The organism is Thermus sp. CCB_US3_UF1, from assembly GCF_000236585.1.
GTDB lineage: Bacteria > Deinococcota > Deinococci > Deinococcales > Thermaceae > Thermus.
In genome coordinates, this window is record NC_017278.1 from 1,816,728 (window position 1) to 1,833,046 (window position 16,319).

Below are 16,319 nucleotides of genomic sequence, written 5' to 3' on the forward strand. Positions count from 1 at the left end.
ATGGGCTTTGGTCAAGGCCAGAGGCTTGGAAGGGTGGGACTGGCTTTCTAGAATGGAGGGCAAGGATGGCCCTGGCCTGGCCAAGCCCGGTCTACCTGGAGCGGGAGCGTCTTTTGTCCCTCCTGCCCGAGGAGGTGGGCTTCGTCCTCCTCCTCGAGGCCCCGGCGGGCTTTGGCAAGAGCGTCCTCGCGGGGCAGCTGGCGGCCCGCCTGGGGTGGCGCACCCTCTGGGCCAGCGCCCTCCTGGGCAAGCCCAAGGCCCTTTTGGCCCAGGCCCTGGGCCTGCCCCGGGAGGCGCCCTGGGCGGCCCTGGTGGAGGCCTTGGGCCAGGAGCCCACCCTGGTGGTCCTGGAGGACCTTACGGGGGAGGAGGACCTCTCCCCCCTTCTGCGCACCCTGCCCTGCCTCCTGGTCCTGGCGAGCCGCAAACCCCTTCCCCACCCCGAACTGGCCAAGCTCCTCTCCGAGGGACGCCTGGTGCGCCTGGGGGCCCAGGAGCTGGCCTTCACCCCCGAGGAGGCCCAAGCCCTCTTTGCCGGGAAGGAGGGCTGGGCGGAGGCCCACCAGGCCACGGGGGGCTGGCCCCTCCCCCTCTTTCTCTCCGCCCTCACCGGGGAGCCCCCTAGGCCCGAGGCCCTCCTCCGGGGCCTGCGGGAAAGCCTCTCCCCGGAAGAGTTTCAAGAAGGGCTCCTTCTGGCTGCCCTGCCCCACCTGCCCCCGGAGGCGGCCACCTTGGCCACGGAAGGGCTTTTCCGCAAAGGCCTCCTCCGCAAGGGCCCCGAGGGCTTCCGCCTCCACGGGCTTTTGCGGGAGATGGCGCAAAAGAGCCTTCCCCTCGAGGTGCAAGAGGCGGTGCGCCGGGCAGCGGAAAGGCTTCCCCCCGAGCTTCTCGCCGAGGCCTACTGGGGGGCAGGGCTTTTCCAAGACCTGCTGGAGCTCCTGGAGCGACCCATCCCCCTCCACCTGCCCCCGGAGCGCCTCAAGGCCTGGGGCCACCTCCTGCGCCAAGGGGGCCCCAGGGCCCGGCTCCGCCTGGGGGAGGCCCTCCTGGCCTGCGGGGAAAAGGAGGGCCTAGCCCTCCTGGAACCCCTGGCCGAGGGGGAGGAAGCCCCCATAGCCCTCACGGCCTGCGGCCACCTGGCCTTTTACCTGGCCGAACCCCTCCTGGGCCAAGACCTGCCCCGGGCCCGGGCTTACCTGGAGCGGGGCCTGGGGCTTCTGGAGGGGGTATCCCCCGAGCTGGCGGGCCGCTTCCTCAACGACGCCGCCCGGGTGCCCTTTGCCGAGGGCCGGCCCGAGGAGGCCTTGGCCCTCCTGGAAGAAGCCCTAAGGCGCCTCCCCCCGGAAAGCCCCTACCGGGAAGCCCCCTTGGCGAACCTGAGCCTCCTGCGCCTGGAGCTCCAAGGGGCCCTCCTGGAACGGGTGGCGGTCCTGGAGGGGCTCGTGGCCTCCTCGGCCCCGGCCTTGCGCCTTTACAACCTGACGTCCCACCTGCGGGACCTGGGGGCCCTGTACCGGCTCCTGGGGGAGCGGGAACGGGCCCGGGCATGCCTCAGGCAGGCCGGGGAAACCCCGGGGAACCCCCTGGTGGCCCTGGAGGCCCGCATGCTCCTGGCCCACCTGGAAGGGGACGCCCAAGGGCTGGCCCGGCTGGTGGCCCAGGCGGAGCTTTGGGAGGCCCGGGAGCTGGCGGAAAAGGGGCGGGCCCTCCTGGCCGAGGCCACGGGGGACCCCAGGCCCCTGGAAGGGCTAGGGGAGTTCCTCCCCCGCCTCGTCCGGGCCCAGCTCCTAGGCGAACCCGGCCTCCTTCCCCCAAGGCCCGAGGGGCTGGAGGATAGGCTCCTTTGGCACGCGGCCCGCTACCGCCTCCTGCGGGAAGAGGCCGACCTGGAAGCCCTCCTAGGCCTCACCGACGCCGGAGCCCGGGTCCTGCCCGGCCTCATCCCCCTGGACCTCCTCCCCCGAGGGCGGCCCGAGCTGGCCCAGGCCTACCCCCTAGGGGAGGTCCTCACCTCCGGCTGGAAGGAGGCCATCGCCCTGCGCCTCGGGGAGATCCCCCCCTTGCGGGTCCAGGTCCTGGGCCGGTTCCGGGTGGAGAGCCCCTTGGGGCCCGTGGGGCTCAAGGGCAAGGCCAAGGAGCTCTTCGCCCTCCTCCTCCTGGGGCTTCCCCGGGAGGAGGCCGCCTTCGCCCTCTGGCCGGACCTCCCCGAGGAGGGGGCCCTGAACAACCTCTATGTCTGGCTCAACCGCCTGCGGAAGCTCCTGGAACCCTGGGGGGTCCCCACCTACCTGGGGGAGGAGGGGCTTGAACGGGTAGAGGCCGACCTCCACGCCCTGGAGGAAGCCCTGGCCAGGGGGGAGGCGGAGAGGGTCCTGGCCCTCTACCAGGAACCCCTCTTCCCTGGGCTGGACCACCCCCTGGTGGACCGGAAGCGGGAGGAGGTCTACCACCGGGTGCGGGGCCTGTTTCTGGCCCGGGGGGAGGAGCGCTTTCTGGAGCGTCTACTGGAACTGGACCCCTTGGACGAGGAAGCCCTCTTTCCCCTCGTGGAGGCCTGCCTCGCCCGGGGGCAGCGGGGCCGGGGGCGGAGGCTTTTGCAGGCTTACCAAAGGCGGTTCCGGGAGGAGCTAGGGGAAGGCCTTCCCCTTCGCCTCGAGGCCCTCCTCAAGGAGCTGGGGGGCTAGCCCCAAGGAGGAGGCCCTCCCCCCTAAGCTCCACCCCCTCCCCTGGCTCCAGGAGAAGGGTGGCGGGGGGGTGGAGGACCTCCTCCCCTAACCTGGCCTCCCCCTCCAGGAGGGTGAGGAGGAGGGGTAGCTCGGAGCGTAGGGAAAGCCTCCCCCGCAAAGGGTAGCGGTAGAGGTGGAAGAAGGGGGTGGAAAGAAGCCTCTCCCCCCCTTCCACGGGCTCCGGGGTGGCCCCCAGGAGGGGGGTGGGCTCGAGGCGGGCCACCTCCAGGGCCTTTTCCAGGTGCAGCTCCCGGGGGCGGCCGTAATCGTAGAGGCGGTAGGTGAGGTCCGAGGGGGTCTGGACCTCGTAGACCCGCACCCCCGGGCCCAGGGCGTGGACGGTCCCCGCGGGCAGGTAGACCACCTGGCCGGGAACCACCCGCACCCGGTGCAACACCTCCCCCAGGCTTCCCTCCAGGGCCCGCCTTCGCACCTCCTCCGCACCCACCGGACGGGCAAAGCCGTAGACGATCTCCCCCGGGGCCAGGACGTACCAGGCCTCATGCTTGCCCGGCTTGCCCTCCACCCTCAGGGCGTAGGCGTGGGGCGGGTGGACCTGGACCGAAAGCCAGGCGGCGGGGTCCAGCAGCTTGACCAGAAGGGGGGCCTCCGCCAGCCACACCTCCCCCACCCCCGGCCCAAAGCCCAGGCCGCTCCCCCCCCAGGGCCGCTCCACGGGTCTGGGCGCAAGGCGGCGCACGAGGGTTAGCATAAGGGGTATGCGCGACCTGGACCGGGAGGAAACCTATCTGGCCGACCGCCGGGGCCTGGCCCTGGAGCTCAGGGACCTGGTGGGCTCGGGGCCCGTACCCCTCGAGGCCTACCCGGGCCCCCATGGGGTCCTGGCCTATGGGGAAGGCCACTTCGCCGCCCAGCTTTCCGGCCTCCCCGACTGGACGGAGGAGGGAACCCTCTTCCTCTTGGAAGGGGGGTACGACCTGGGGGAAGCGGCGGCCATGGAAGTTTTGGCCGAGTCGGGGCGGGTGCGGGTGGTGCGGGTGGGCTTCCGCGAAGGGGCCGAGGTCCACCTCCCCCCAAGCCCCTTGAACCCCTACCGCTACCTGCGCTTCCTCCTCCTGGCCACGGGGCAGGAAGGGGCCTTGAAGGAAGCCGACGAGGCCCTCCTGGCCGAGCGGCGCCGCCTCACCCCCGAAGTGCCCCTGGAGGAAAACCCCGCCAAGTTCCTGGCCTACACCCTTCTGGAAAGGCTTCCCGTCTTTTACGCCCCCTTCTTCCGCCCCCTGGAAGGCGCGGCGCAAAGCCTCTTCGCCCGCATGGGCAAAAGCCTCTCCCTCACCCCGCCCCATAGCGCCCTGGAGTTCTTCCTCACCGCCCTGGAGGCCCGACACGAGCAGGGGGACCCCTTGGCCGCCGTCCTCCTGGGCGGAGGGGAGGCGGTGAGCCTGGCCAAGGAGATCCTGGAAACCCGGGTGGACGCCCTCGTGGAGGTCCCCCTGCCCCCAGGGAGCCGCCTGGCCCAGGCCCTGGCCCTCTGGTACCGCCTGGCCTGGACCGCTTACTACCTGGCCCTCCTCTACGCCGCCGACCCCTCGGACCCCGAGGTGCTGGAGCGCCTGCGCCAGGTCACCTGATGGAGATCCCGCCCTTTCCCCGGCCCGAGAGCCTCGAGGCGGCCCGGGCCCTGCAGGAGGCCTTGGCGCAACGGGTGATCCTGGAAGGAAGCCTGGAAGGGGTGCGGCTCCTGGCAGCCCTGGACGCCGCCCACAAGCGGGGCAAGCCCCTGGTGGCGGTGGCGGTGCTCTACCACCTGGAAAAGGGTCCCCTTGGCCTGGGCCGAGGCCTGGTGCCCGAGGAGGCCCTCTTCCCCTACATCCCGGGCTTCCTCTCCTTCCGCGAGGCCCCCGCCTACCTGGAGGCCCTGAGGGCCCTCCCCGAAGCCCCGGAGGTCCTCCTGGTGGACGGGCAGGGCATCGCCCATCCCCGGGGCCTGGGCATCGCCAGCCACCTGGGGGTGCACCTGGACCTCCCTAGCCTCGGGGTGGCCAAGAGCCTCCTCTTTGGCCGCCCGGAAGCCCCCCTCCCCCAGGAAGCGGGGCAGGCCGTCCGCCTCCTCTCCCCGGAGGGCCGGCCCCTGGGCTACGCCTACCGCAGCCGCACCGGGGTCAAGCCCCTTTACGTCTCCCCTGGGCACCGGGTGGGGCTGGAGGAGGCCTTGGCCTTGGTGCGGCGCCTTCCCACCCGCTTCCGCCTGCCCGAACCCCTGCGCCTGGCCCACCTGGAGGCGGGAAAGGCCTTAGCCGCCTTAGACTGAGGCCCGTGGACGCCCACCGGCCAAACCCCGTGTACCGGGCCGCTTGGTACCTGGCCCGGTTTCTCCTCCACACCCTTTTCGGCTACCGGGCGGAGGGCGCGGAAAACCTCCCCCCCCAGGGCCCCGTCATCCTGGCCGCCAACCACCTCTCCATCCTGGACCCCATCGCCATCGGCGCCGGGGTGCGCCGCCCCGTGAGCTTCCTGGCCCGGGCCGATGTCTTCCGCCTGCCCTTCCTCTCCTGGCTCCTGCCGCGGCTCTACGCCATCCCCGTGGAGCGGGGGCAGAGCGACCTCTCCGCCGTCAAAAGCGCCATCCGCGCCCTGGAGCGGGGCATGGCCTTCGGCATCTTCCCCGAGGGCACCCGGAGCCGCACCGGTAAACTCCAGCCCTTCAAAACCGGCGTAGCCGCCATCGCCCTGCGCACGGGAAGCCCCGTGGTCCCCGTGGCCGTGATAGGCTCGGACAAGGCCTGGCCCGTGGGGAAAAAGCTTTTTCGCCTGCGCCGCCCCATCCGGGTGGTCTACGGCCAACCCATCCCCGTTCCAAAGGCGGGCAGGATCTCGCACCAGGAGCTGGAAAACCTCACCCGGGAAATAGAGGCCAGGGTACGGGAACTTCTCCCCCCGGAGTACCGCTAGAGCCAATGCTTCCGTTATCACATATTGCTATTGACAAGTATAGAAAAGCCTCCGGGTATTGCCTAAAGCCCTCTTGCGGTGATATAGTCCGTCCGGAAGGGAAAAGAGGAAAGGAGGTAGAGAATGGCAGCAAAGAAAACGGTCACAAAAGCGGATCTGGTGGACCAGGTGGCGGCGGCCACCAACCTCAAGAAGAAGGACGTCAAGGCGGTGGTGGACGCCTTCCTGGGCAAGGTGGAGGAGGCCCTGGCCGGGGGCAACAAGGTCCAGCTCACCGGCTTCGGCACCTTTGAGGTGCGCAAGCGCAAGGCCCGCACCGGCGTGAAGCCCGGCACCAAGGAGAAGATCAAGATCCCCGCCACCCAGTACCCCGCCTTCAAGCCGGGCAAGGCCCTCAAGGAGCAGGTCAAGAAGTAGGCTATTCCCTTCCCCCGGGGGGCTTTAGCCCCCCGGGCCTATCCTTACACCCCGCCCAGGGCCCCCCCCGGCTTGATCTTGGGCACCACCCGGGGGGCCTCCCTCTCCTCCCGCTCCTTGGCCTCCTCCTCCAGGGGCAGGCCCTCCACCACCTTCTGGAACTCCTCGGCGGTGAGGGTTTCCCGCTCCAAAAGGGTTTCCGCCACCCGCTCCAGGATCTCCCGCTTGGCCTCCAGAAGGGCCCGCACCCGGCCATACTGCTCCTCAATGAGGCGGCGCACCGCCTCGTCGATGCGCTTGGCGGTTTCCTCGGAGTACTGGCGGACGTCGTACCCCCCCAGGTAGGTGTCCTCCCGCAGGGCGTAGGCCACGGGGCCGAACTCGGGGTGCATGCCCCACTCGGTGATCATGCGCCGGGCCAGCTCCGTGGCCTGGCGGAAGTCGTTCTCCGCCCCCGTGGTCACGTCCTCAAAGACCAGTTCCTCCGCCGCCCTCCCCGCCAGGGCCACGGCGATCTGGTCCAGGAGGCGGTTCCTGGTCCAGTGGAGCATGTCCTCCCGCCGGGGCATCATGAAGCCCAGGGCCCGGCCCCGGGGGACGATGGTCACCTTGTGCACCCCGTCGGCGTGCTCCAGGAAGTGGGCGGCCAGGGCATGCCCGGCCTCGTGGTAGGCGGTGATCTGGCGGTCCCGGGGGGTGAGGACCAGGCTCTTCTTGGCCGGGCCCATCATCACCCGGTCCGCGGCCTCCTCCAGGTCCTTCATGGTGATCTTCTTCCGCCCCTCCCGGGCCGCCAGGAGGGCGGCCTCGTTGAGGAGGTTTTCCAGGTCCGCCCCTACAAACCCCGGGGTGCGCTTGGCCAGGAGGGCCAGGTCCACGTCCTCGGCCAGGGGTTTCCCCCGGGCATGGATCCTCAGGATCTGCTCCCGGCCCTTGACGTCGGGGGCGTCGATGGCTACCTGGCGGTCAAACCGCCCGGGGCGGAGGAGGGCCGGGTCCAGGACGTCGGGGCGGTTGGTGGCGGCCATGACGATGATGGTGGAGTCCTTCTCAAACCCGTCCATCTCCACCAGGAGCTGGTTCAGGGTCTGCTCCCGCTCGTCGTTCCCCCCGCCCACGCCCCCGCCGCGCCTACGGCCCACGGCGTCGATCTCGTCTATGAAGACGATGCAGGGGGCATGGCGCTTGGCGGTTTCGAAGAGGTCCCGCACCCGGGCCGCCCCCACTCCTACGAACATCTCCACGAAATCGGACCCGGAGGCGGTGATGAAGGGCACCTTGGCCTCCCCGGCCACCGCGCGGGCGATGTGGGTCTTCCCCACCCCCGGGGGCCCCACCAGGAGGACCCCCTTGGGGATGCGGGCCCCCATCTCGTGGAAGCGGGAGGGGTTTTTCAGAAACTCCACGATCTCCTTCAACTCCTCCTTGGCCTCCTCGGCTCCGGCCACGTCCTTGAAAGTGACCTTGGGGGCCTCGGTGAGCACCTTGGCCCGGCTCTTGGTGAAGCTGAAGGCGGAATCGGAAGGCCCAGCCCTCCCGCTGCGGGAGAAGTAGAAGAGGGCGCCCACGAGGAGGCCCACCAGGAGGAGGGGCCAGAGGAAGGCCAGGGGGCTCTGCCCCTGGGGAGGCTCCACCCGCACGCTCACCCCCCGCTTGGTCCAGGCCTCCAGGGTGGCGTTGTCCGGGGGGCTGGCGGCGTAGGTGGTAAAGGTGGAGCCGTCGGCCAAGGTCCCTTGGATCCGGGTGTCCCCGGCCCGGACCACCACCTCCTTCACCCGCCCGGCCTGCAGGTCCTCGAGGAAGGTGGTGTAGTTCACCGCACCGCTAGGGTTTCCCGTGGTGCCCGCCAGGCTGAAGGCCCAGGCCAGAAGCAGCAAGCCCAGGACGAAGACCAAAAAGTTCAAGGGAAGCCGGGACATGTCTTTCCCTAGGGTACACGCCGGGAGGGGGTTCGGGGTAGCCCAGGCCACCATGACATAACCTTGCTCAACTCTCTTGACGCAAAGATATAGGGAGCCTTATGCTCAGGGAGAGAGGTGAGGTATGGCCAAGGCAGTGGGCATTGACCTGGGCACCACCAACAGCGTGATCGCCGTCATGGAGGGCGGGAAGCCCGTAGTGTTGGAAAACGCCGAGGGGGAGCGGGTTACCCCCAGCGTGGTGGCCTTCCGCGAGGGGGAAACCCTGGTGGGCCGCATGGCCAAGCGCCAGGCGGTCTTGAACCCCGAGGGGACGATCTTTGAGATCAAGCGCTTCATTGGCCGCCGCTGGGAGGAGGTGCAGGAGGAGGCCAAGCGGGTTCCCTACAAGGTGGTTCCCGGCCCCGACGGCGGCGTGCGGGTGGAGGTGAAGGGCAAGCTCTACACCCCCGAGGAGATCAGCGCCATGGTCCTCCGCAAGCTGGTGGAGGACGCCAGCAAGAAGCTGGGGGAGCGGATCACCAAGGCGGTAATCACCGTGCCCGCCTACTTCAACAACGCCCAGCGGGAGGCCACGGCCAACGCGGGGCGGATCGCAGGCCTCGAGGTCCTGCGCATCATCAACGAGCCCACCGCCGCCGCCCTGGCCTACGGCCTGGACAAGAAGGGGAACGAGACCGTCCTGGTCTTTGACCTGGGGGGCGGGACCTTTGACGTCACCATCCTGGAGATCGGCGAGGGGGTCTTTGAGGTGAAGGCCACCTCGGGGGACACCCACCTGGGCGGAAGCGACATGGACCACGCCATCGTGAACTGGCTGGCCGAGGAGTTCAAGAGGGAGTACGGGGTGGACCTCAAGGCCGACCGCCAGGCCCTGCAGCGCCTCATTGAGGCGGCGGAAAAGGCCAAGATTGAGCTCTCCAGTACCTTTGAGACCACCCTAAGCCTGCCCTTCATCGCCCTGGACCCGGCCAGCAAGACCCCCCTGCACCTGGAGAAGAAGCTCACCCGGGCCAAGTTTGAGGAGCTCATTGAACCCCTCCTGAAGCGCCTCCGGGGCCCGGTGGAGCAGGCCCTGAAGGACGCCGGCCTCTCCCCGGCCCAGATCGATGAGGTGATCCTGGTGGGCGGGGCCACCCGGGTGCCGGCGGTCCAGCGGGTGGTGAAGGAGCTTTTGGGCAAGGAGCCCAACCGCTCGGTGAACCCCGACGAGGTGGTGGCCATGGGGGCCGCCATCCAGGCGGGGGTGCTCATGGGCGAGGTGCGGGACGTGGTCCTGCTGGACGTCACCCCCCTTTCCCTGGGCGTGGAGACCAAGGGTGGGGTGATGACCGTGCTCATCCCCCGGAATACCACCATCCCCACCCGCAAGTGCGAGATCTTCACCACCGCCGAGCACAACCAGACCGCGGTGGAGGTCCACGTCCTCCAAGGGGAGCGGCCCATGGCCCAAGACAACAAGAGCCTTGGCCGCTTCCGCCTGGAAGGCATCCCTCCCATGCCCGCCGGGGTGCCGCAGATTGAGGTCTGCTTTGACATTGACGCCAACGGCATCCTCCACGTGACCGCCAAGGAGAAGTCCACGGGCAAGGAAGCCTCCATCACCATCCAGAACACCACCACCCTCTCCGAGGAGGAGATCCAGCGGATGATCGAGGAGGCCAAGCGCCACGCGGAGGAGGACCGCCGCCGCAAGGAGCACGCGGAGCTCAAGAACACCCTGGACTCGGCCCGCATCCAGGCAGAAAGGGTCCTTTCCGAAAAGCCCGGCTCCCCCGAGGCCAAGGCCCGCCTCGAGGCCGCGGTCCAAAAGGCCAAGGAGCTGGTGGAGCGGGACGCCCCCGACGCCGAGCTGAAAGCGGCCACCGAGGAGCTCCTCAAGGCGGTGGAGGCTTACGAGAAGGCCCAGGCTGCGGGCCCGGGCAAGGGCGACGTGATCGACGCCGACTACAAGCCGGCGGAGTAGCGGGGGCCACCCCTTCCCGGAGGGACCATGGAAAAGGAGCGCGAACCCGCTCCCGAAGCCCAGGTGGAGGCCGATCTCCAGGCGGTGGCCCAGGAGACCCTGGCCCTGGAAGAGCGGCTCAAGGCGGCGGAGGACGAGCTCAAGGGCCTCAAGGACCGGTACCTGAGGCTCCTGGCCGACTTTGACAACTACCGCAAGCGCATGGAGGAGGAGCTCAGGTCCCGGGAGCGGGAAGGGGTCCTGAAGGCCCTGAGGGCCCTCCTCCCCGTCCTGGACGATCTGGAAAGGGCCCTGGACTTCGCCCACGCCAACCCCGAGAGCATCCTCCAGGGGGTGAGGGCGGTGCGGGAGGGCTTCTTCCGCATCCTGGCCGGGCTTGGGGTGGAGGAGGTGCCGGGGGAAGGGGAGGCCTTTGACCCCCGCTGGCACGAGGCCATCGGCCTCCTCCCGGGGGAACCGGGCAAGGTGGCCCGGGTCTTCCAGCGGGGCTTCCGCCTGGGGGAGGCCTTGGTGCGCCCGGCCCGGGTGGCGGTGGGCGAGGCCAAGGACCTCGAAGACCAAGGGCTGGAATAGGCCATGAAGGACTACTACGCCATCCTCGGGGTGCCCAAAAACGCCTCCCAGGAGGAGATCAAAAGGGCCTACAAGCGCCTGGCCCGCCAGTACCATCCTGACGTCAACAAAAGCCCCGAGGCCGAGGAACGGTTCAAGGAGATCAACGAGGCCTACGCCGTCCTCTCCGACCCGGAGAAGCGCAAGCTCTACGACGCCTACGGCACCGCCACCCCGCCCCCTCCCCCGCCCCCGGGAGGCTACGACTTCTCCGGGTTTGAGGTGGAGGACTTCTCCGACTTCTTCCAGGAGCTCTTCGGCGGCGGCCTCTTCGGGGGCATGGGGCGGAGGCCAAGGCGGGGCCGGGACCTGCGGGCCGAGCTTCCCCTCACCCTGGAGGAGGCCTTCTTCGGCGGGGAAAAGGAGCTGGAGGTGGGAGGAAGGCGGGTCCGGGTGCGCATCCCCCCCGGGGTCCAGGAGGGGGGCACCCTGCGCCTTGCGGGCATGGGGGGGCCCGGGGAGCCCCCGGGGGACCTTCTCCTTCGGGTGCGCCTCCTCCCCCATCCCGTTTTCCGCCTCGAGGGGCAGGACCTCCACGCCACCCTGGACGTGCCCGCCCCCCTGGCCGTGGTGGGGGGCAAGGTGCGGGCCCCCACCCTGGAGGGGCCGGTAGAGGTCACCATCCCTCCCAGGACCCAGGCCGGGCGGAAGCTCCGGCTCAAGGGCAAGGGCTTCCCCGGACCCGGAGGGCGGGGGGACCTGTACCTGACGGTGCGGCTCACCATCCCCGAGCACCTGACCCCGGAGGAGGAGGCCCTTTGGCGGAAGTTGGCGGAGGTCTACCATGCTCGTGCCTAGTCCGTGGCGTTCCCTGGAGGTCCTGGAGGCCTACGGCCTCTCCTTGGGCGCGGTGCGGGCCTACGTGGAGATCGGCTTCGTGGAGCCCTTGGAGGTGGCGGGCACCTGGTACTTCCGGGAGGAGGACCTTAAGCGCATGGCCAAGGCGGAGCGGATCCGGCGGGACCTGGGGGCCAACCTGATCGGGGCCGCCCTGGTGGTGGAGATCCTCGAGGGACGCTAGGGAGGACCATCCCCCCGGCTTTTCCTTACTATCTAAAAGGAAGCGCGTTCCCGTTCCCCCTTTCCCCTAACCCTTTCCCCCCTTTTCTCCCCGTTACCTTCTCAATCAACTTGACAACGTTCATAGCAAGGGATATGCTAAAGATAGCAGGAGGCAAGGGGTATGCAGCTGGACCGCTGGACGCAAACCGCCCGCGAAGCCTTGGCCCAGGCTCAGGTCCTGGCCCGGGGGATGAAGCACCAGGCCATAGACCTGCCCCACCTGTGGGCGGTCCTTCTGCGGGACCCCGGGGGCCTGGCCTGGCGCCTTTTGGAGAAGGCGGGGGCAGACCCCAAGGCCCTGAAGGAGGAGGCGGAGCGGGAGCTGGCCCGGCTGCCCCGGGTGGAAGGGGCGGAAGGGGGGCAGTACCTTACCCCCCGCCTCTCCGGGGTCTTCGGGCGGGCCGAGGCCCTGATGGGGGAACTCAAGGACCGGTTTCTCGCCCTGGACACCCTGGTCCTGGCCCTGGCCGAGGCCACCCCGGGGCTTCCCGGGCCGGAAGCCTTCAAGGCCGCCCTGCGGGAACTTAGGGGAGGGAAAACTGTGGACACGGAACATGCCGAGAACACCTACCGAGCCCTGGAGCAGTATGGCCTGGACCTCACGTCCCTGGCGGCCCAGGGCAAGCTGGATCCCGTCATTGGCCGGGACGAGGAGATCCGGCGGGTCATCCAGATCCTCCTGCGCCGCACCAAGAACAACCCCGTGCTCATCGGCGAGCCCGGGGTGGGCAAGACGGCCATCGTGGAGGGCCTGGCCCAGCGCATCGTCAAGGGGGATGTGCCGGAGGGGCTCAAGGGCAAGCGGATCATCTCCTTGCAGATGGGCTCCCTCCTGGCCGGGGCCAAGTACCGGGGAGAGTTTGAGGAGCGCCTGAAGGCCGTGATCCAGGAGGTGGTGGAAAGCCAAGGGGAGATCATCCTGTTCATTGACGAGCTCCACACCGTGGTGGGAGCGGGGAAGGCCGAGGGGGCGGTGGACGCCGGCAACATGCTCAAGCCCGCCCTGGCCCGGGGGGAGCTCAGGCTCATCGGGGCCACCACCCTGGACGAGTACCGGGAGATCGAGAAGGACCCGGCCCTAGAGCGGCGCTTCCAGCCGGTCTACGTGGACGAGCCCAGCGTGGAGGACACCATCTCCATCCTGCGGGGCATCAAGGAGAAGTACGAGGTCCACCACGGGGTGCGCATCTCCGACCCGGCCATCGTGGCCGCGGCGGTCCTCTCCCACCGCTACATCACGGAAAGGCGCCTCCCCGACAAGGCCATTGACCTGGTGGACGAGGCCGCGGCCCGGCTGCGCATGGCCCTGGAAAGCGCCCCCGAGGAGATCGACGCCCTGGAGAGGAAAAAGCTCCAGCTGGAGATCGAGCGGGAGGCCCTCAAAAAGGAAAAAGACCCCGACTCCCTGGAGCGCCTCAAGGCCATTGAGGAGGAGATCGCCCACCTCACCCAGGAGATCGCCAAGCTCCGGGCGGAATGGGAGGCGGAGCGGGAGGTTTTGCGGAAGCTCAGGGAAGCCCAGCACCGCTTGGACGAGGTGCGGCGGCAGATTGAGCTGGCCGAGCGCCAGTACGACCTGAACCGGGCCGCCGAGCTCCGCTACGGGGAGCTTCCCCGCCTCGAGGCCGAGGTGGAAGCCCTTTCGGAAAAGCTCAAGGGGGCCCGCTTTGTCCGCTTGGAGGTCACGGAGGAGGACATCGCCGAGATCGTTTCCCGCTGGACAGGGATCCCCGTGGCCAGGCTCCTGGAAGGGGAAAGGGAGAAGCTCTTGCGGCTAGAGGAGGAGCTGCACAGGCGGGTGGTGGGCCAGGAGGAGGCCATCAGGGCCGTGGCCGACGCCATCCGCAGGGCCCGGGCCGGCCTCAAAGACCCTGGCCGCCCCATCGGCAGCTTCCTCTTCCTGGGCCCCACGGGGGTGGGCAAGACGGAGCTGGCCAAGACCCTGGCCGCCACCCTCTTTGACACCGAGGAGGCCATGGTGCGCATAGACATGACGGAGTACATGGAGAAGCACGCCGTGAGCCGCCTCATCGGGGCCCCGCCCGGCTACGTGGGCTACGAGGAAGGGGGGCAGCTCACGGAGGCCGTGCGGCGGCGGCCCTACACCGTGATCCTCTTTGACGAGATCGAGAAGGCCCACCCCGACGTCTTCAACCTCCTCCTGCAGATCCTGGACGATGGCCGCCTCACCGACTCCCACGGGCGCACCGTGGACTTCCGCAACACCGTGATCATCCTCACCTCCAACCTGGGAAGCCCCATCATCCTGGAGGGCATCCAGAAGGGCTGGCCCTACGAGCGGATCCGGGAGGAGGTCTTCGCCATCCTGCAAAGGCACTTCCGCCCCGAGTTCCTGAACCGCCTGGACGAGATCGTGGTCTTCCGGCCCCTTACCCGGGAGCAGCTCCGCGCCATCGTGGAGATCCAGCTGGCCCAGCTCCGGGCCCGGCTTGCGGAGAAGCGCATCGCCCTGGAGCTCACCGAGGCGGCCAAGGACTTCTTGGCGGAACGGGGCTTTGACCCCGTCTTCGGCGCAAGGCCCCTGAAGCGGGTCATCGGGCGGGAGCTGGAAACCCCCTTGGCCAAAAGGATCCTGGCAGGGGAGATCGTGGAGGGAAGCCGGGTGGTGGTGGACGCGGGACCCGCGGGCCTCATCTTCCGTAGCGAGGAACGGGTGGAAGCCTAGGAAGGAGGAGGCATGGACGTGGTGGCCGTGCTGCAAAAAGCCTACCAGGACGAACTTCAGGATGCCCTGCGCGCCGAGCGGGCAGCGGAGGGGGTACCCTACCCCCACCTCCGGGCCCTCCTCCAGGAGGTGGCGGCGCGGGAGCGGGCCCACGCCGAGGCCCTGGCCGAGGCCCTGCGCCGGCACGGGGCCTCCCTCCCCCCCACGCCCAAGGTGGAGGAGGTGGGGTGGGAGGCCCTGGTGCGCCTCCTCTCCGAGGAGGGGTTTGACCGGGCCTACTACCTGGAAAGCACCCTGCCCGAGCCGGAGCTGGAGGCCCTTTTCACCCGGCTTGGGCAGGAGGAACGGCTGAACCAGGAGGCGGTGCGCAAGGCGGTGGCCCTTTTGGGAGGAAGCCTATGATCACCAAGGCGGATATCCAGCGGATCAAGGAGGGAATAGCGGCCCAGGAACCCATCCTTTCCCTTTACGTGGACGTCAACCCGGCCAAGCCGGAAAACGCCGGCAAGGCCTACGCCCTGCGGGCCAAGGACGCCATGAAGGCCCTGAAGGTGCCGGAGGCCCTGGCGGAAAAGGTCTTGGAGGTCCTGAAGAACCAGGTGCTGGAGGCCAAGACGGCGGTCTTCTTCGCCGGGGACGACGTCTTTGAGGTCCTCCTCCTCCAGGTGGAGCTTCCCTTGGTGAGCGGGGTGAAAACCCAGTTCCTGGACGAAAAGGAAAGCCGCCTGCTCACCAACGGGACCTTGGCCCATTACGGCGCCCCCTTCCTCCTCCCCCTGGTCTACGCCCTGGACGAGTACGAGCGCTACGGCGTGGTCTACGTGGACCAGGAGCGCTGGCGGGTCTTTGAGGTCTTCCTGGGGGAGATCGGGGAGGTCCATGACGCCTTCCTGGCCCTGGACACCGAGGCTTGGCGCCGCCTCAGCTTGGACGCCCCGGGCCGCCGCTTCAACCTGGCGGGCATCTCCCGGGGCGGGGCGGGACAGGACCTCTTCGCCAAGCGCCTCGAGGCCTGGGAGGAGCGCTTTTACAAGACCTTGGCCCATGAGCTGGAAAAGCTCGTGGAGGCCCGGGGCTTCACCCGCCTCGTCCTCATGGGACCGGAGGAGCACACCAAGCTCTTCTTGGGCTACCTGCCCAAGCGCCTGAAGGAGAAGGTGGTGGCCCTCCTCCCCTCCCTCCCCCACCCCAACGCCACCCCCGGCCAGGTGCTGAAGCGGCTGGAGCCGGAGCTTTTGGCCATTGAGCGGGCCAAGGAGCTGGAGCTCCTAGAAAGCCTGGAAGAGGCCTACCCCAAGGCGGTCTTCGGCCCCGAGGTCCTGGACAGGGTGCAGGAGGGGCGGGTGGAGGTCTGGGTCCTGCCCTGGACCTTGGACCAGGGGGTTTACGCCTGCGACGGGTTTTACTTCGCCGAGGAGGCGAAGGCCCTCTCGGCCTGCGAGCGGCCCGAGGCTAAGCCCCTGGCCGTGGTGTTGCCCGAGCTCGCCGCCGGCTACGCCACCAGGCTGGAGTTCGTGCGCGGCGAGGCGGAGAAACGGCTTCTTGAGCGCGGGGGGATGGCCGCGCTCTTGAGGTGGTAAGGAGGTGATGGAAGGTGTTGCGGTTTGATCCTTTTAGGGAACTGGAGGAGCTTCAGGAAAGGCTGGCGCGGGCCTTTGCGCCCCAAGGGCAGGGGCCTAGGGTCTACGCCCCGCCCGTGGACGTGATGGAGGACGCCGAGGGGCTCCACCTCCTCGTTTACCTCCCCGGGGTGGACCCCGAGAAGGTGGAGGTGGTGGCGGAGGAAGGCGTGCTCTCCGTGAAGGCGGAGCGGCCTCTAGAGAAGCAAGAAGGGGTGGCCTACCACCGCCTGGAAGGCCCCTACGGCACCTTCGCCCGGAGCTTCAACGTGCCCAGCACCTACGACCTTTCCCGGGTGCAGGCCCGGTTCCGCCACGGGGTCTTGCACCTTCTGATGCCCAAGGCGGAGGCCACCCGGCCCAAGAAGATCCAGGTTCAGGTGGAGTGAGGAGGTGAAG

15 protein-coding genes are annotated in these 16,319 nt (G+C 69.0%); 13 read left to right on the plus strand and 2 right to left on the minus strand.

What is annotated here, in order from left to right; genetic code table 11:
• The first annotated feature begins 65 nt into the window (after positions 1-65).
• On the plus strand, positions 66-2,684 hold the full coding sequence (locus tag TCCBUS3UF1_RS09015; RefSeq protein WP_014516199.1) for a transcriptional regulator: 2,619 nt from the start codon (positions 66-68) through the stop codon (positions 2,682-2,684).
• Here TCCBUS3UF1_RS09015 and TCCBUS3UF1_RS09020 read toward each other — a convergent pair.
• Positions 2,665-3,426 (minus strand): class I mannose-6-phosphate isomerase, encoded by a 762-nt coding sequence (locus TCCBUS3UF1_RS09020; protein ID WP_041434030.1) that lies wholly within the window; start codon positions 3,424-3,426, stop codon positions 2,665-2,667. The genes TCCBUS3UF1_RS09015 and TCCBUS3UF1_RS09020 overlap by 20 nt on opposite strands.
• A gap of 19 nt (positions 3,427-3,445) precedes the next feature.
• On the opposite strand from TCCBUS3UF1_RS09020, the gene TCCBUS3UF1_RS09025 reads away from it, so the two are divergent.
• The 4 genes from TCCBUS3UF1_RS09025 to TCCBUS3UF1_RS09040 all read left to right on the plus strand — a co-directional run bounded on the left by TCCBUS3UF1_RS09025 (position 3,446) and on the right by TCCBUS3UF1_RS09040 (position 6,056).
• Positions 3,446-4,318: an SIS domain-containing protein gene (locus TCCBUS3UF1_RS09025; RefSeq protein WP_014516201.1), complete on the plus strand. Its 873-nt coding sequence runs from the start codon at positions 3,446-3,448 to the stop codon at positions 4,316-4,318.
• Entirely contained in the window at positions 4,318-4,998 is a 681-nt protein-coding gene (locus tag TCCBUS3UF1_RS09030) for an endonuclease V (RefSeq protein WP_014516202.1), read from the plus strand. Before TCCBUS3UF1_RS09025 ends, TCCBUS3UF1_RS09030 begins: the two co-directional genes overlap by 1 nt.
• Before the next feature lie 5 nt (positions 4,999-5,003).
• Complete coding sequence (locus TCCBUS3UF1_RS09035) at positions 5,004-5,639, plus strand: 1-acyl-sn-glycerol-3-phosphate acyltransferase (RefSeq protein WP_014516203.1); 636 nt, start codon at positions 5,004-5,006, stop codon at positions 5,637-5,639.
• 123 nt (positions 5,640-5,762) lie between these two features.
• Positions 5,763-6,056, plus strand: a complete 294-nt coding sequence (locus tag TCCBUS3UF1_RS09040; protein WP_041433862.1) for an HU family DNA-binding protein — start codon at positions 5,763-5,765, stop codon at positions 6,054-6,056.
• 44 nt (positions 6,057-6,100) lie between these two features.
• Here the strand turns inward: TCCBUS3UF1_RS09040 and ftsH are convergent, their stop codons facing one another.
• Positions 6,101-7,975 (minus strand): ATP-dependent zinc metalloprotease FtsH, encoded by a 1,875-nt coding sequence (gene ftsH, locus TCCBUS3UF1_RS09045; RefSeq protein ID WP_014516206.1) that lies wholly within the window; start codon positions 7,973-7,975, stop codon positions 6,101-6,103.
• A gap of 124 nt (positions 7,976-8,099) precedes the next feature.
• Here ftsH and dnaK point away from each other — a divergent pair, with 124 nt between their 5' ends.
• The 8 genes from dnaK (at position 8,100) to TCCBUS3UF1_RS09085 (ending at position 16,309) form a co-directional block, all read left to right on the plus strand.
• Positions 8,100-9,941 (plus strand): molecular chaperone DnaK, encoded by a 1,842-nt coding sequence (gene dnaK / locus TCCBUS3UF1_RS09050; protein WP_041433863.1) that lies wholly within the window; start codon positions 8,100-8,102, stop codon positions 9,939-9,941.
• A 27-nt stretch (positions 9,942-9,968) separates the two neighbouring features.
• On the plus strand, positions 9,969-10,514 hold the full coding sequence (gene gprE / locus TCCBUS3UF1_RS09055; RefSeq protein WP_014516208.1) for a nucleotide exchange factor GrpE: 546 nt from the start codon (positions 9,969-9,971) through the stop codon (positions 10,512-10,514).
• A gap of 3 nt (positions 10,515-10,517) precedes the next feature.
• Positions 10,518-11,351 (plus strand): DnaJ C-terminal domain-containing protein, encoded by an 834-nt coding sequence (locus TCCBUS3UF1_RS09060; protein ID WP_014516209.1) that lies wholly within the window; start codon positions 10,518-10,520, stop codon positions 11,349-11,351.
• A complete protein-coding gene (locus TCCBUS3UF1_RS09065) occupies positions 11,338-11,574 on the plus strand; it encodes a chaperone modulator CbpM (RefSeq protein WP_014516210.1) in 237 nt (78 codons plus the stop codon). Before TCCBUS3UF1_RS09060 ends, TCCBUS3UF1_RS09065 begins: the two co-directional genes overlap by 14 nt.
• A gap of 162 nt (positions 11,575-11,736) precedes the next feature.
• Entirely contained in the window at positions 11,737-14,301 is a 2,565-nt protein-coding gene (gene clpB, locus TCCBUS3UF1_RS09070) for an ATP-dependent chaperone ClpB (RefSeq protein WP_014516211.1), read from the plus strand.
• 12 nt (positions 14,302-14,313) lie between these two features.
• Positions 14,314-14,703: a ferritin family protein gene (locus TCCBUS3UF1_RS09075; protein WP_041433864.1), complete on the plus strand. Its 390-nt coding sequence runs from the start codon at positions 14,314-14,316 to the stop codon at positions 14,701-14,703.
• On the plus strand, positions 14,700-15,881 hold the full coding sequence (locus tag TCCBUS3UF1_RS09080) for a VLRF1 family aeRF1-type release factor (RefSeq protein WP_014516213.1): 1,182 nt from the start codon (positions 14,700-14,702) through the stop codon (positions 15,879-15,881). The genes TCCBUS3UF1_RS09075 and TCCBUS3UF1_RS09080 overlap by 4 nt, the downstream gene beginning before the upstream one ends.
• Before the next feature lie 14 nt (positions 15,882-15,895).
• A complete protein-coding gene (locus TCCBUS3UF1_RS09085; protein WP_014516214.1) occupies positions 15,896-16,309 on the plus strand; it encodes an Hsp20/alpha crystallin family protein in 414 nt (137 codons plus the stop codon).
• Positions 16,310-16,319 lie beyond the last annotated feature (10 nt).